The organism is Psychrobacter sp. HD31, from assembly GCF_051097895.1.
Classification (GTDB): domain Bacteria; phylum Pseudomonadota; class Gammaproteobacteria; order Pseudomonadales; family Moraxellaceae; genus Psychrobacter.
Window position 1 is genome coordinate 1,003,029 of record NZ_CP142525.1, and the last position, 14,585, is coordinate 1,017,613.

At 37.8% G+C, this 14,585-nt stretch carries 14 protein-coding genes; 5 read left to right on the top strand and 9 right to left on the bottom strand.

The genetic code is table 11. The annotated features are described in order from the left end of the window. Positions 1-7: 7 nt before the first annotated feature. The 7 genes from VH441_RS04365 to VH441_RS04395 form a co-directional block, all read right to left on the bottom strand. Complete coding sequence (locus VH441_RS04365) at positions 8-757, bottom strand: electron transfer flavoprotein subunit beta/FixA family protein (RefSeq protein ID WP_434354262.1); 750 nt, start codon at positions 755-757, stop codon at positions 8-10. Positions 758-992: 235 nt separating this feature from the next. Beyond that, positions 993-1,427 carry a hypothetical protein gene (locus VH441_RS04370; protein ID WP_434354263.1) on the bottom strand — a complete coding sequence of 145 codons (435 nt, stop codon included), beginning with the start codon at positions 1,425-1,427 and terminating at the stop codon, positions 993-995. 243 nt (positions 1,428-1,670) lie between these two features. Further along, positions 1,671-2,693, bottom strand: a complete 1,023-nt coding sequence (ilvC, locus tag VH441_RS04375; RefSeq protein WP_434354264.1) for a ketol-acid reductoisomerase — start codon at positions 2,691-2,693, stop codon at positions 1,671-1,673. Positions 2,694-2,879: 186 nt separating this feature from the next. Next, positions 2,880-3,377, bottom strand: coding sequence for an acetolactate synthase small subunit (gene ilvN, locus VH441_RS04380; protein ID WP_434354265.1), 498 nt, complete (start codon positions 3,375-3,377; stop codon positions 2,880-2,882). Further along, the gene (locus VH441_RS04385; protein WP_434354356.1) at positions 3,377-5,119 is read right to left on the bottom strand and encodes an acetolactate synthase 3 large subunit; all 1,743 of its coding nucleotides are present in this window, start codon (positions 5,117-5,119) and stop codon (positions 3,377-3,379) included. Before VH441_RS04385 ends, ilvN begins: the two co-directional genes overlap by 1 nt. 565 nt (positions 5,120-5,684) lie before the next feature. Beyond that, positions 5,685-7,247, bottom strand: coding sequence for an NAD(P)H-hydrate dehydratase (locus VH441_RS04390; RefSeq protein WP_434354266.1), 1,563 nt, complete (start codon positions 7,245-7,247; stop codon positions 5,685-5,687). A gap of 17 nt (positions 7,248-7,264) precedes the next feature. Next, on the bottom strand, positions 7,265-7,693 hold the full coding sequence (locus tag VH441_RS04395) for a hypothetical protein (RefSeq protein WP_434354267.1): 429 nt from the start codon (positions 7,691-7,693) through the stop codon (positions 7,265-7,267). Between the two features lie 281 nt (positions 7,694-7,974). On the opposite strand from VH441_RS04395, the gene queG reads away from it, so the two are divergent. Further along, a complete protein-coding gene (queG, locus tag VH441_RS04400) occupies positions 7,975-9,108 on the top strand; it encodes a tRNA epoxyqueuosine(34) reductase QueG (protein WP_434354268.1) in 1,134 nt (377 codons plus the stop codon). An 89-nt stretch (positions 9,109-9,197) separates the two neighbouring features. On the opposite strand, the gene lysM is transcribed toward queG, so the two are convergent. Both lysM and acpP read right to left on the bottom strand, forming a co-directional pair. After that, complete coding sequence (gene lysM, locus VH441_RS04405) at positions 9,198-9,677, bottom strand: peptidoglycan-binding protein LysM (RefSeq protein ID WP_434354269.1); 480 nt, start codon at positions 9,675-9,677, stop codon at positions 9,198-9,200. 238 nt (positions 9,678-9,915) lie between these two features. Continuing rightward, positions 9,916-10,152 carry an acyl carrier protein gene (acpP, locus tag VH441_RS04410; RefSeq protein WP_434354270.1) on the bottom strand — a complete coding sequence of 79 codons (237 nt, stop codon included), beginning with the start codon at positions 10,150-10,152 and terminating at the stop codon, positions 9,916-9,918. Between the two features lie 447 nt (positions 10,153-10,599). On the opposite strand from acpP, the gene gmk reads away from it, so the two are divergent. The 4 genes from gmk to VH441_RS04430 all read left to right on the top strand — a co-directional run bounded on the left by gmk (position 10,600) and on the right by VH441_RS04430 (position 14,503). Next, positions 10,600-11,226, top strand: a complete 627-nt coding sequence (gene gmk, locus VH441_RS04415; RefSeq protein ID WP_434354271.1) for a guanylate kinase — start codon at positions 10,600-10,602, stop codon at positions 11,224-11,226. 120 nt (positions 11,227-11,346) lie between these two features. Further along, complete coding sequence (rpoZ, locus tag VH441_RS04420; RefSeq protein ID WP_434354272.1) at positions 11,347-11,607, top strand: DNA-directed RNA polymerase subunit omega; 261 nt, start codon at positions 11,347-11,349, stop codon at positions 11,605-11,607. Positions 11,608-11,863: 256 nt separating this feature from the next. Then, positions 11,864-14,080 carry a RelA/SpoT family protein gene (locus tag VH441_RS04425; RefSeq protein ID WP_434354357.1) on the top strand — a complete coding sequence of 739 codons (2,217 nt, stop codon included), beginning with the start codon at positions 11,864-11,866 and terminating at the stop codon, positions 14,078-14,080. Between the two features lie 27 nt (positions 14,081-14,107). Continuing rightward, complete coding sequence (locus VH441_RS04430) at positions 14,108-14,503, top strand: Rid family detoxifying hydrolase (RefSeq protein WP_434354273.1); 396 nt, start codon at positions 14,108-14,110, stop codon at positions 14,501-14,503. Positions 14,504-14,585: the final 82 nt, after the last annotated feature.

Below are 14,585 nucleotides of genomic sequence, written 5' to 3' on the forward strand. Positions count from 1 at the left end.
GATTGAATTAGATAACTTTTGCTTCATTTCTTAGCTTATCAATCAACTCATCAACAGAAGCAACAGTGATGCCTGCTTGACGTTCTGCTGGTGGTACAACCTTAATTGTTTCAAGTTTAGAAGCCATTTCTACACCATAATCTGCTGGTGTTTTTTCATCTAGTGGCTTTTTCTTAGCTTTCATGATATTAGGCAATTTTGCATAACGAGGCTCATTTAGGCGTAAGTCAGTCGTAATGATGGCTGGCAAATCTAATGCCACGGTTTGTAAACCACCGTCAATTTCACGTGTTACTGTTGCTTTACCATCTGCAACTTTAACTTCTGAAGCAAATGTACCCTGACCAGCACCCATTAACGCAGCCAACATCTGACCTGTTTGGTTGTTGTCTTCATCAATTGCTTGTTTACCAAGTAGTACAACTTCTGTACCTTCTTGATCAGCAATACCTTTTAAGATTTTTGCAACTTGTAGTGGATATGCTTTTTCATCAGTTTGAACTAAGATACCACGGTCAGCACCCAGTGCCAACGCGCCACGGATTTGTTCTTGAGATTCTTTAGGACCAATTGAAGCAACAATAATTTCGTCAACAATACCTGCTTCTTTTAATCGAACTGCTTCTTCTACAGCAATTTCACAAAACGGGTTGATAGACATCTTTGTGTTTGTTAAATCAACACCAGAGTTATCAGCCTTTACGCGTACCTTTACGTTATAATCAATCACACGCTTTACAGCGACTAATGCTTTCATACGTTCCTCTTTTATCTTTGTTTATTTTACAAAAAAACCCAATAGCAGTATAACAATTACTAGGCACTTAACCAAGTAAAAGATAACTATTATTAATAGATATAATGCGACGAGTGTCGCTTTTGGTCAAGATGGCTATGTGAATATATGGTCATTTTTTATTTGCTTATTTTTAAAGCCATCGCTTGATTTTTTTATCAAAAAAAACCTGTCTAACAAGCAAATAGTTATACTATCAAATTAGTTGTGGTGCAACCCATGGCAATATCAACAAACCAATACACAAAACCAAAAACACCATAGCAAATGCTTGGCTATATTCAATATAAGGCTTTGGTATGATAATGTCTTCTGCAGAGTTTGGTAACTCATGGTTACTGATAAGACGGGTGATATAAACCCAGCCGTATAAGCTGTATATCATATACACAACAGGCACTACTTTATAGATTGGTGACATCTCAACAAAATACAATATGGTACCCGAAACAAAAAACCATAATGTTTCTAAAATAGACCCAACATAAAACCAAGTTGAATTTGGCATTTTACCTTTGGTTGATATCAGCTTACTGCCTTCTATCCAGATAATAATCGCAACAAATGCACTCATAGCAATATAAATGGAGGTAACCGAAAAAGTGAAATTTAAAAACTGCAATTGAAACATTTAAAAGTGATTTCCTGTATTTTATTTTTGCCGTTATTTTTTGATTTTTTGTGTTCGCTATTAGCAATAAATTTTACTATTTTTGTTGAACACCCACGTTAAAGTAAATTTATTAAAATAAAAGAGCTCACGTTTTAAAGCGCATCATGCCCCATCAAAAAACAACGTAAAACCCCTTACTATGATAGCACAGTAAGGGGTTTGATATCGGCTTGAAGCTTATCGATTCTTAAAAACTAAAACTTAGTTTTTAGCTTTATCGATAATCTTGTTGCTACCAATCCAAGGCATCATTGCACGCAATTTAGCGCCAGTTTGTTCGATTGGATGTGCTGCATTGTTGCGACGACGTGCTGTCATGCTTGGGTAGTTAGTTTGACCTTCAGCAATAAACATCTTCGCGTACTCACCATCTTGGATACGTTTTAGTGCATTGCGCATTGCTTCACGAGACTGCTCGTTAATAACTTCAGGTCCAGTAACATATTCACCGTATTCGGCATTGTTACTGATTGAGTAGTTCATGTCGGCAATACCACCTTCAAACATTAAGTCAACAATCAACTTAAGCTCGTGTAAACACTCAAAGTATGCCATTTCTGGTGCATAACCGGCTTCAACTAAAGTTTCAAAGCCCATTTTAACCAGCTCAACTGCGCCACCACAAAGTACCGCTTGCTCACCAAATAGGTCAGTTTCTGTCTCATCTTTAAAGGTTGTTTCGATAATACCAGAGCGACCGCCACCAACACCAGACGCATAAGATAAAGCAACTTGTTTTGCTTGACCAGAGGCATCTTGATAAATTGCGATAAGATCAGGGATACCACCACCACGTACAAACTCACTACGTACGGTGTGACCTGGCGCTTTTGGCGCAACCATGATAACGTCTAAATCTTTGCGTGGCTCTACTTGGTTGTAGTGGATGGCAAAACCGTGAGCAAATGCGAGCGTTGCACCTTCTTTAATGTTTGGTTCAATCACGTCTGCATATAATTCACGTTGGAACTCATCTGGCGTTAAAATCATCACCACATCAGCAGATTTAACTGCTTCTGGCACTTCTGCAACATTCAAACCTTCATTTTCTGCTTTTGCCCAAGAGCCAGAACCTTTGCGCAAACCGACCGTTACGTCTACACCAGAGTCTTTAAGGTTAAGTGCGTGTGCATGACCTTGAGAACCGTAACCAATAATAGCAACTTTTTTGCCTTGGATGATTGATAGGTCACAGTCTTTATCGTAAAAAATATTTAAGCTCATTATGCTTTCCTTATTAAATGCTGACTTAATTGAGTACTAGCCAGCCGTTTTGTTAATTTGTTTTCTGGCATTATGCCAGTTGGTTAAAAAACCTGTTATCTAAGTGTCATGATGCCACAAAAAACTCAGTTTATAGCACCATCATAAAGCTTGATATATCATTATCTGCTTATTAAAGTTTTAAAACTAAAGATTAAGCACCTTTTCACCACGTGCAATGCCAATAATGCCCGAGCGAACTACCTCTAAAACTTTATCTTTACCAATAATATCAATAAAAGCATCTAATTTAGCGGTATCACCGGTTATTTGAATGCTATATAAGTTGGCAGATACATCCACAACTTGCGCACGGAAAATATCGGCACTGCGTTTAATTTCTTCACGCATACTGCCAGAAGCTCGTACTTTAATTAGCATAAGCTCACGCTCAACGTGTTGGATATCTGATAAGTTAATCACTTTAATCACTTCAACCAGCTTATTTAGCTGCTTAGTGATTTGTTCTATATTATCTGGCGAGGTCACCGTTGTTAAGTTTAATCGAGAAATCGTTGGATCATCTGTTGGTGCAACGTTTAAGGTTTCAATGTTATAACCACGCTGTGAAAATAAGCCAACTACTCGAGATAACGACCCTGACTCATTTTCCATCAATACTGAAATCAAATGTTGTTGTTTCATTAGGTGCGCTCCCCTTTTGATAACCACATATCACGCATAGATTGCCCTGCAACCTGCATTGGGTATACATGCTCATGTTTATCGACATAGACATCAATAAATACTAATTTGTCTTTAAGTGCCATCGCTTCAGCAAGTTGCTCTTCTAACTTGTTTGGATCGGTTATTTTAATACCGACATGGTGATAGCTCTCTGCAAGTTTTTTAAAGTCTGGCAATGACTTCATGTATGATTGGGCATGGCGACCTTCATAAATCATATCTTGCCATTGCTTAACCATACCTAACTGTGCATTATTTAGGTTTAAAATTTTAACAGGGATATCATATTGCAAACAGGTAGAAAGCTCTTGAATATTCATCTGAATAGAACCCTCGCCCGTGATACAAACAACGTCTCTTTCTGGACTAGCAAGCTTAGCTGCCATCGCATATGGCAAACCAACACCCATGGTACCTAAGCCACCAGAATTTAGCCACTGACGTGGTTCGTCATATTTATAATATAACGCAGCAAACATTTGGTGCTGACCAACATCACTGGTAATAATGGCTTTACCATTGGTTACTTTATACAATGCTTCAACCGCATGCTGTGGCTTAATGCTATTTTCACCTGCTTTTATTAATGCTTCAGAAGGATTGTCATAACGTAACCCATGACGATGTCGCCACTGTACAATTTGGTTCCACCAATCTTCTAACGCCCTTTCATCAAGCTTTGTATCTCTTGCTTCTATCGCTGCCTGCATTTCATTCAATACATTTTTAACATCGCCCACAATTGGGATGTGTGCATGAATGGTTTTAGAAATTGACGTTGGATCAATATCAATATGAATCACGGTTGCATTAGGGCAGAATTTTTTAACATTATTGGTAACACGGTCATCAAAACGCGCACCAACGGCTAAAATAACATCAGCATGATGCATGGTCATATTGGCTTCATAGGTGCCGTGCATACCTAACATACCTAAAAACTGACGGTCAGAACCAGGGTACGCACCCAAGCCCATTAAGGTATTGGTTACAGGTAAATTTAAATATTTAGCAAGCTTAGTTAGCTGCTCATGTGCATTGCCTAAAATTACACCGCCGCCAGAATACAACACAGGGCGTTTTGCAGCTAATAGTGCATCAACAGCCTTTTTTATTTGCCCAGCGTGCCCTTTAACTGACGGCTGAAAAGAACGAACAAAAACCTCATTAGGGTATTCATAAGGATACTTTTCATTTGGTGCTGTCATATCTTTTGGCACATCAACCACTACTGGACCGGGACGACCCGAGGCAGCAATGTGGAATGCCTTTTTCATGATGGTTGGAATATCACGTGGATCTCGAACCTGGAAACTATGTTTCACAACAGGGCGAGAAATACCAACCATATCACACTCTTGGAAAGCATCTTCACCAATTAGGCTGCTTGGCACCTGACCTGTGATAACCACCATAGGTATTGAATCTGTAAATGCTGTTGCAATTGCCGTTACTGTGTTGGTTGCACCAGGACCTGAAGTTGCCAATACGACCCCTGTACGCCCTGTTACACGAGAGTATGCATCTGCCATATGCCCTGCGGCTTGTTCATGGCGCACCAAAATATGTTCGATTTTATCCTGTTTAAAAATCTCATCATAAATGTGCAATACCGCACCACCAGGATAACCAAAGATATAGTCTATCCCTTCATCGATTAAAGACTGCACCAACATCTCAGCACCTGATAACATTGGCAAGTCATTTTGTTGTGTTTGTTCAGTTTGAGTCACTGTAATCCCCTTACATTATTGGTAAGCAAATAAACTGGTGGAAGATTAATCACCTTAAAATAGACGATTTAAAACCAAGTCAAAAATACAACTATTCACTTGATGATTGCTTGCTACAAAATCATGTGGATACAGTAAAGAAAAAAGTGCTAGGGCAAATATGAGGTATGAAAGAATTGAAAATTGCAATATTTACGAAGTAAAACTGATGTAAAAACTACGGTGAGTTTTATGATGAATATCAATTTAAAAAAAATACTGCATTAGTCACTGTCAACCGATAAGCCCAACGCCATAAACAAGTTACTTTTTTAAGTTACTGTTATAGCCACATTGTAATATCTGCTAAGCAACAAACGGTAATTTGCTCTTATTTAGATAGTTACAAGCAGTCCATTAATATGAACTACTGACCAATTTATATACCCCTATATTCTATTTTTCTTGCAACTTTGTCAATAAAATTATCTTAAGGGACTAAATAACTTTTTGTTATGCTGTAAAACAAGCCCACAATATCAAACAATCTAAACTAAATAGCGGATAAATCAGCCATTATTTTAATAATTTCTATTTCCATATAGTCTGTTTGCATACCATACGCCCCTACTTTTTTAGCAAGCGCATCCCCAGCTTGACCATGAATCAGCACCGCTTGTCTTAAACTTTTTTGCGTACTTGTTAAATGATGTTGCGCTTGCAACCCTGCTAGTATGCCGGCTAGAACGTCTCCCATACCAGCAGTTGCCATCCCTGCATTGCCCACATCACAAACATACATTTGCGCATCTTCATACACCATACTACCTGCACCTTTTAACAACCAATGACCGCCAAACTGCGCTACCGCTTGATCAACTGCTGCTGTCCGGTTATCTTCTATTTGTTTGTTGCTAATACCGAGTAGCCTTGCCATCTCACCTGTGTGTGGTGTAAAAGCAACAAATTGATTGGCTGCATAGATTTTTATCTTTTCAACCAACTCGTTACTCTCTAACTTTAAACTTGCTAGGTGATATAAACCATCAGCATCTATCACTAGTTTACAATTTGCTTGCATGGCATACTCGACACTTTTTACAAACAAGCTTTGTACCTGTTGTTCTCGCCCTAACCCCATACCAATGGCTACCACATCGGTTTGCGCAAATAAAGGTTCTAACGCTTTTGGGTTATGCAAGTCAACGACCATGGCATTGGGTTTACTTGCCAGCACAGCGTTATGATAATCTGCATGGCAAGCAACACTAACTTTTCCAGCCCCCACCGCAAATGCGCCAGTTGCCGCTAAAATGCTTGCCCCACCCATGCCATTTGCAAACTCAGTTTTATTACCACCCACCACTAACACATGCCCAAAACTGCCTTTATGACTGTTAGATAAACGAGACAAAATTGGATAAGCCTGCATGAGGCGGATTGCCGTGGGCTTAATTTTTGATGATGTCGGTAAAGGAATAAGCGGCAATGTAACCACTTGCCCGGCATAGTCTTTACCATCTTTAATAAATAAACCAAGCTTACTTGCCAATAAACACAAAGTGATGTCAGCACAAATGGCAACACCATTAAATACTTGCCCAGTACTGGAAACCAATCCACTTGGAATGTCTACGGCAATCGCAGTTTTATCAGGCAGGGAGGTGAGTTGATTTACTTGGGCAATGGCAGTGGCATAATCTCCCATTGGTTCTCTATCTAACCCAATGCCAAATAAAGCATCAATATGCACATTTGCCGAAAATACGGCAGATTCTTTCATCATTTCTTTATGCCATTTAATGGTTTGACACCTTGCTTTTAAAGCAATTTGTTTGGCATGTTTGCTGTCTTCGGTAGTTGGTTCAGCGACTTCTACAACCGTTACTTGCCAGCCAAATTGACATAAGTAATGAGCCAATAGCCAACCATCGCCACCATTGTTTCCGCTACCCGTCCATATACAGGCATTTTTATAACTTATGTTTTTATTAATCCATATTGCCATTTGCCAGCTGGCTTGCTGCATCAAACCAAAACTGGGGTTACCCGCTTTAAACCAGTCTTGTTCAATCTGGTAAATTTGTTGACTGGTGTAAAGTAGCGTGTTATTCATGGTTATTCCTTATTTTGTTATTCATTTGTACTTCGAAACTTACCAAATTCGTTACACGTAATTTGTGATGCTTCACCCATAAATTGATAATAAGAATAATCAGTATATTTTTTACTTTCTAAACGCACACAAAACTGGATACCATCATAACAGTTAAAATTATTCATCATTTTCCAATATAAAAATACAATATACCTATCCAAAGAAAATGGCGATTTAATCTCCTTATATTCGTCCCAACCTGAAACACTTGGTAAACCCTGCTCCCAAAACAATTCATCGGTATCAATATCAACATTTAAACTCAATAAACCCAGTTCTTTTGTTTCAAATAAAATAATTTCAATATTTTCAGGAGCTTCATTCAAGACATAACATTTCATAGAAAATACCGTTATTATCCCTGTACTTTCCATTTTTTTCTGAAAAATATCTGATTTTCCCATAATAATATCTCTTATAAATATTCTATGTATCTGGCAAATGGTTAGCTATAATTGGGTTCAACTACATTTAAAAAAGAAAGCAGGTGTTAAACCCTTAGATTTGCCAATATATTAAGATATTTGATACACAGGCTATGTTTTTTTCAATTCATAACCGCAAGCAAAGCTTTGTTTTAGCACCACCTTAAACATATTTTATCTCTCAATTATACGGTGATTTTATCTCTATTTTTATAAAATTACGGTAAAATGCAATAAAAATAACCCTTTAACATTACCTTATGCCCAGCAGTCAACAAATAGCCACGCATACCCTGTTTAATTCAACAGATGAGGTTAAACAATGGATACAACAGCAAGCCCTTGAACTCGGCTTTGCTGATTGTGGTTTTTTGCCAATCAACCACCCATTATTTGCCAAACAAATCACCCATCTTAAACAATGGTTAGATAAAGGCTACGAAGGTCAACTTGAGTTTTTACATAACCATCATGACTTGCGCGCAGACCCTGCTAAGCTAGTGACAGGCACAAAAACCATTATTAGCGTACGCATGGATTACCTTGCCGAAAAAACAACGCCAAGAAAAATAGAAGATAATAAGTACCCAAATAACGCTATTGTGGCACGTTATGCCCGTGGGCGTGATTACCACAAGGTCATGCGTAACAGACTAAAAAAACTTGCCAAACGCATTGAAGCACAACGCCCAAATTGGCAACATTTAGATATTAATAATGATTCACCCTTTGTATTTAGACCCTTTGCTGATTCTGCCCCTATTTTTGAACGCGCCATTGCCGATGCGGCAGGATTAGGCTGGACAGGTAAACACACTTTACTCATTAACAAACAAGCGGGCTCTTTTTTTGTTTTGGGCGAGTTGTTTATTAGCCTAGAATTACCAGAAGACCAGCCTGTATCCCCCCATTGTGGCAGCTGCCAAGCTTGTATTGATATTTGCCCAACACAAGCCATTGTTGAACCCTACCAAGTTAATGCCAGTGCCTGTATATCTTACCTAACCATAGAACACGATGGTCCTATACCAGAAAAATACCGTAAGGCAATGGGTAATCGTGTTTTTGGATGTGATGACTGCCAACTGGTTTGCCCTTGGAACCGCTATGCTAATTTGGCAACTTTAGATGATTTTGCCCCTCGGCACAATTTAGACAGCCTAAGTTTACTGGACTTATGGAACTGGACACAACAAGACTTTGATGCTTTTACTCAAGGCAGCCCTTTACGTCGCACGGGTTATGTTAATCTGTTACGCAATGTGGCAATTGCACTTGGTAATGCACCAAAATCCGATGCAACCGTTCAAGCATTGCAAAGTAAACTTAGTCAACATGGCGATATGCTAGATGAACATATCCATTGGGCAATTAAGCAACAAACTACAAAATAATCAAAAAAGATGCCCTCAAATTGTTTTGAGGGCATCTTTGGTTATAGCAACTAATCAACTACGGCAGTTATTTTTTTATTCATAAAAAATTATGCAGGGATACGTAAAACTTGACCTGGATAGATTTTATTAGGGTCGCTAAGCATTGGTTTGTTAGCTTCAAAAATCTTCATATAGTCTGGGGCACCATAATGCGCTTTTGCAATTGCTGATAATGTGTCACCAGATTTTACGGTGTACATGGTTGATTCTGGCTCTGCAACTTTAACTTCAATATGGTCAACAACTTGTGCAACGTCTTGTACGTTACCTACTGCAATAATTGCTTTTTCACGGTCGGCTTGTGTCGCAGCCACACCACTAATTTCAGCAGTGTCTGTATTGCCGTTGTATTTAACTTTTAGGTTATCAATTTCAACATTTTGATCTTGGATACGCTTAAGTAAGATGTTAGCAACTGACTGTGCTGATGGCTCTGAATTAACGTCCGCTTCTGTTTCTTTGTTTTCTGCCTCGTCACGATTAAAAATTTTATCGCCAATGTCTTTTGCAAAACTAAAAATTCCCATTGTTATACTCCAATTTATTTTAAAAAATTTATTGTAAAAAGCCTAAAATCTTAAATGAATAAATCACTCAAGTTTTATATTGCTCCATTCGAGTATAGCAAAACTTGTATGACAATCTAATAAAATAATGTTGAATAATGTTACTAAATCTATAATTTCGTAACAAACCAAATAGACAAAAAAAAAGACCAAATAGCAAATTGCTAAATGGTCTTTACTAAGCTAAACACAAAACAAATTACAGCTTGCTGGCAACGTAATCAATTGCTTTTTGAACAGTTGTTAGTTCTGCTGAATCTTCATCTGGAATTGTGATACCAAAGTCATTTTCAAAAGACATAACAAGCTCTACTAAGTCTAGAGAGTCAGCACCTAGATCTTCCATGAATGAAGCATCATTGCTAATTTCATCAACATTTTTGCCTAATTGTTCAGCAACGGCTGCTTTAACTTTTGATTCAATTTCTGTACTCATAAAAAATCTCCATTGTTATTGAGTATGTAATAAATTGGGTAATATTGTGGAACTCGTTTAATGATACAAAACACTTTAAGCTGAGTATTAAAATAACTCTGTGCCTTTGTATATTACGCTATATCCAAAAAAATATAACCTATTTTTATTAAAATAGTGTAGAACATTATAACACCATTTTAAAACAGTTTACACTCGTACACAATAAAATTTATACTTTTTTTGGCTTTAAAATATTTATAGGTACTTGCTCAGCACATAAGCACACGATAACACAGCTAAAAAATATCACAAATATGTTACAATTAACCTCAGGTTCATACGTTAACTTAGGTACAATCATTGGGGGAAAATTTAATTAAAATTGTTTAACACAACAACAGGTTACACCTAAAAACACCCCCTTTCAATTAAATGGTTTCATATAAACAAACAATAGAGACAAATATGACAGGCTCCTTATTTATCATCACTGCCGCTTCTGGTACAGGTAAAACTTCATTAGTAAAACAGCTCATCGAAAACACCCAAAATTTGACTGTTAGTGTGTCACACACAACTCGTCAACCAAGACCAGGGGAAGTGAATGGTCAACAGTATCACTTTACTAGCGTTGATGAATTTAAAAAAGGCATTGCGGAAAATCAGTTTTTTGAATATGCCGAAGTTTTTGGTAATTTTTATGGCACTTCTGCCCAAAAAGTGACTGCCCAGCTTGCACAAGGGATGGATGTTATATTAGAAATTGACTGGCAAGGTGCTTTACAAGTTAAAGAACAGCTTAAAAATTCAAACACTACCCCCATTATGATTTTTATTCTACCGCCAAGTAAAGAAGCATTAAAGGAGCGTTTATCTAACCGAGGGCAAGATAGCGAAGACGTGATACAAACCAGACTGGCTGGTGCAGTAAAAGAAATGCAGCAATATAGCAACTTTGATTATATTGTTATCAATGATGACTTTAACGCCGCCTATGAAGAGCTTAAAGCGATTATTATTGCAAATCGTCAAACACTTAAAAAACAACAAAGTACCCATGGTGATTTAATTAATAACTTAATTACAGACTAGATTTAAAATCAGCAATAAAGCAAACAAAACTTTTTAAATAACTGTTTAAAAAGGTTATGTTAATTGCTATAATTACCGGCTAACTATTGCAAAATTAATTTTAAATTTGATGAGGGCTTTATGGCACGCATTACTATCGAAGACTGTTTAGGAAAAATTGACAACCGTTTTGAACTAATTTTGGTTGCTAGCAAGCGTGCTCGTCAGTTAGCTAAAGGCGTTTCAGAGCCATTAGTAGAAATAGATAACGACAAACCAACCGTATTGGCACTGCGAGAAATCGCCGAAGGTAAAATTGACAAAGATATTTTGTTTCAGCCAGAGTACGATGTTGCCACCAATAGCCTTGATTTAGCACTATCATCAAACAACGGTTTTTAATATCTAAATCGCTTAAAAACTTAAACAAATCCACAGCTTTTTATTGCTGTGGTTTTTTGTTATTTATGATTGACATAATAAGACTTTAGCATTAAGTTAGTAGTTGTACCTAAGTGTTTTAAAAGTTTTAAATTGACAACTTTCCAAGCCAAAATCACTAAGCATTTATCTGCCACCGCATTAATGCGGTTTTTTTATCGGATTTTTATCAGTTTCGTAGTCAGATAAAATGCAAGCAAGGAATATTATATTAAAGATGCAAGCAGCTGATAGCACAGACGTAGATATCCGTAAAAAAAAGTTTAGCCATTATTTAGTAGATGAAGCTCAACAAAGCCTAATGCTGTCTGTCGGTTACTTACCTTGTGAAGAACAAACCGATATTATTGATGCTTGCCATTTTGGTGATATTGCACACATTAAAGACAAAAGAAAATCTGGTGAACCCTATATCACGCACCCTATCGCTGTTGCCGAAATTTTGGCAGGTTTTAAACTCGATAGAGACACCATCATTGCCGCTATTTTGCATGATACTGTAGAAGATACCGACGTTAGCCTACAAGACTTAACTGAAAAATATGGCGTGCAAGTAGCAAAACTGGTTGATGGCGTTACCAAGCTAAAGTCATCTTCACAAAACAAGCAACAAAATAAAGCAGCAACCTTTCATAAAATTTTAACCGCCACGCTAAATGACCCCCGTGTTTTAGTTGTTAAACTTGCTGACAGGTTACACAACATGTCGACACTTGGTGCTGTAAGACGCGAAAAACAAAAATCAACGGCACAAGAAACATTAGATTTTTACATACCCTTTGCTCGTGTTATGGGTATGAATGACCTCGCCGACCATATTGAAATGCTGTGTTACCGTAACCTAGACCCTGAGATGTACACCAAGCTATCTGATAAACTATTGCAGCATGGACTTGGTCGAAAGTTTCGTAAAGATGAAATTCACGACTATCTACAAAGGCTGTTGCGTGTCAAAAAATTGCATGGTCATGTCAAAATGCTCGATTATAAAGTCGATATGTATCGCCAATTTTTTAGAAACCGAGGCACAATTGATGAGCTAATTCGTCAATATGCATTTGAGATTGTGCTAGAAGATGTCAAATCTTGCAAAAACATCAGTAATTACCTAATTAATAAATATAATATCCCAGATACCCAAATTTCTGATAATATCCGTAACCCCTTACCTGGCGGTAATCAATCGCTCACCCTTACTTACGTTTATCAACACAACACCATTAAAGTAACCTTGCTTACGCACAAAATGCAAAAAGCAGCAAGGCTTGGGATTATTGGTGCAGATAACGCTTCTGCCGTTAGTCAGTCTGTTATTCAAGCATCTTTGCGGAATATGAAATCATTAGTCAGTGATGACATGAGTGTGAGTAACCCAAATATTGATGAAGCGGTAGAAACCATTGAGCAGTTAATGGACTACTTACACGAACGCAAAATTCTTTGTTATAGCCCAAAAGGTAAAGCCTACGAGCTGCCTCGTCATTCCACTGTTTTAGATTTTGCTTATGCTGTCGGTCCAAAAATTGGACACATTGCTGTCTCTGGTAGCATTGATGGCAAGCCATGCGACCTGGCAACCGTTGTGTATAGTGGACAAACGGTAGAAATCATTACCGATAAAAACAGCTTACCAAAGGCAGAATGGCTCGGGTTTGTTATCACCAGTAAAGCAAGGGAGCTCATCCAAAAGTGGTTTAAAGCACTACCTGATGAGCAAAAAGTTACACAGGGCAAATTAGCCCTTGATAGAGCCTTAAAAACGTATGGCAAAGATTTGCATGACTTAACAGCAAGTGACTGGCAAGATGTTTTAAATTGGCGCAAATTTAATAATAAAGATGACTTATTTTGGGCAATCAGTGCTGGTAAACTACTACCACAACTTGTGATTTCTCGGTTATTTAGTGAAGAAGTAGAAGCTGCCAATGCGGTTAAAAATGCATCTAACTGCACTGGGCAATCTCAAAACTTAATTGCCAACCTAGGAAACGGGGTAGAAATTAGCTTTCCTAAATGCTGTAATCCGGTATACGGCGACCCCGTGTTAGCCTATAACTCAAGACATCATGGTTTAGTGATTCATCGCCACAAATGTTATGAACTAGAAGAAGTACGCAAACGTTCTCCCAATCAAATATTTAAAATATTGTGGCAAACAGAAGAAACACTAGCCAAAAACACTCAAGGCGAACGCCCCCACTTTCACTCTTTTTTAAAGATATGTGCTCAAATAAATGAAGACCAATTGAGTGAGGCCATTTTAAACTTACGCCAAATCAATGTGGGGGTTGAAAAGGTAGAATACCACGAGGCTGATACACTATTATTTGTCGTTGTTCGCAGTCGTCAGCACCTTGCCCATGCTATTCGTGAACTACGTAACTCATTAGGTTTCCCTAACATTATGCGTTTATATCAAGCACCAAACAATTAATTTATCACATAAAAAAAGGATAAGAATATGTCACGTCAGACCATACATACAGACCAAGCCCCTGCCGCTGTAGGCACTTATTCACAAGCTGTTAAAGTAACCACAGGCAATAGCAGTACCGTTTATATCTCTGGTCAGATTGGCTTAGACCCACAAACCATGCAACTAGCCGAAGGGTTTGAAGCACAAGCCAAACAAGTTATGGATAATATTGAAGCGGTTTGTACAGCAGCAGGTGGTAGCCTTGCCGATGTTGTGAAGTTTAACGTATCTTTAACCGACCTTGCTGATTTTAATGCACTAAATGAGCTGTTTGTTGCCCGTTTAGCAAAGCCTTACCCAGCACGTGCTGCTGTTCAAGTTGCCGCTTTACCTAAAGGTGCTGTGGTCGAAATCGAATCTATTTTATTCATCGAAGAATAGTAGTTAATTAAATAGCCCGATTTTTCAAATAGATTAATAATTTTTAGATACCTACTCTGGCGATGCCTAGTTTCTATAGAAT

Bases quoted from the DNA above. Each gene is read 5' to 3' on its own strand.
- VH441_RS04365 (WP_434354262.1), bottom strand. From the start codon at position 757: ATGAAAGCATTAGTCGCTGTAAAGCGTGTGATTGATTATAACGTAAAG.
- VH441_RS04370 (WP_434354263.1), bottom strand. From the start codon at position 1,427: ATGTTTCAATTGCAGTTTTTAAATTTCACTTTTTCGGTTACCTCCATT.
- ilvC (WP_434354264.1), bottom strand. From the start codon at position 2,693: ATGAGCTTAAATATTTTTTACGATAAAGACTGTGACCTATCAATCATC.
- ilvN (WP_434354265.1), bottom strand. From the start codon at position 3,377: ATGAAACAACAACATTTGATTTCAGTATTGATGGAAAATGAGTCAGGG.
- VH441_RS04390 (WP_434354266.1), bottom strand. From the start codon at position 7,247: ATGAATAACACGCTACTTTACACCAGTCAACAAATTTACCAGATTGAA.
- VH441_RS04395 (WP_434354267.1), bottom strand. From the start codon at position 7,693: ATGGGAAAATCAGATATTTTTCAGAAAAAAATGGAAAGTACAGGGATA.
- queG (WP_434354268.1), top strand. From the start codon at position 7,975: ATGCCCAGCAGTCAACAAATAGCCACGCATACCCTGTTTAATTCAACA.
- lysM (WP_434354269.1), bottom strand. From the start codon at position 9,677: ATGGGAATTTTTAGTTTTGCAAAAGACATTGGCGATAAAATTTTTAAT.
- acpP (WP_434354270.1), bottom strand. From the start codon at position 10,152: ATGAGTACAGAAATTGAATCAAAAGTTAAAGCAGCCGTTGCTGAACAA.
- gmk (WP_434354271.1), top strand. From the start codon at position 10,600: ATGACAGGCTCCTTATTTATCATCACTGCCGCTTCTGGTACAGGTAAA.
- rpoZ (WP_434354272.1), top strand. From the start codon at position 11,347: ATGGCACGCATTACTATCGAAGACTGTTTAGGAAAAATTGACAACCGT.
- VH441_RS04425 (WP_434354357.1), top strand. From the start codon at position 11,864: ATGCAAGCAGCTGATAGCACAGACGTAGATATCCGTAAAAAAAAGTTT.
- VH441_RS04430 (WP_434354273.1), top strand. From the start codon at position 14,108: ATGTCACGTCAGACCATACATACAGACCAAGCCCCTGCCGCTGTAGGC.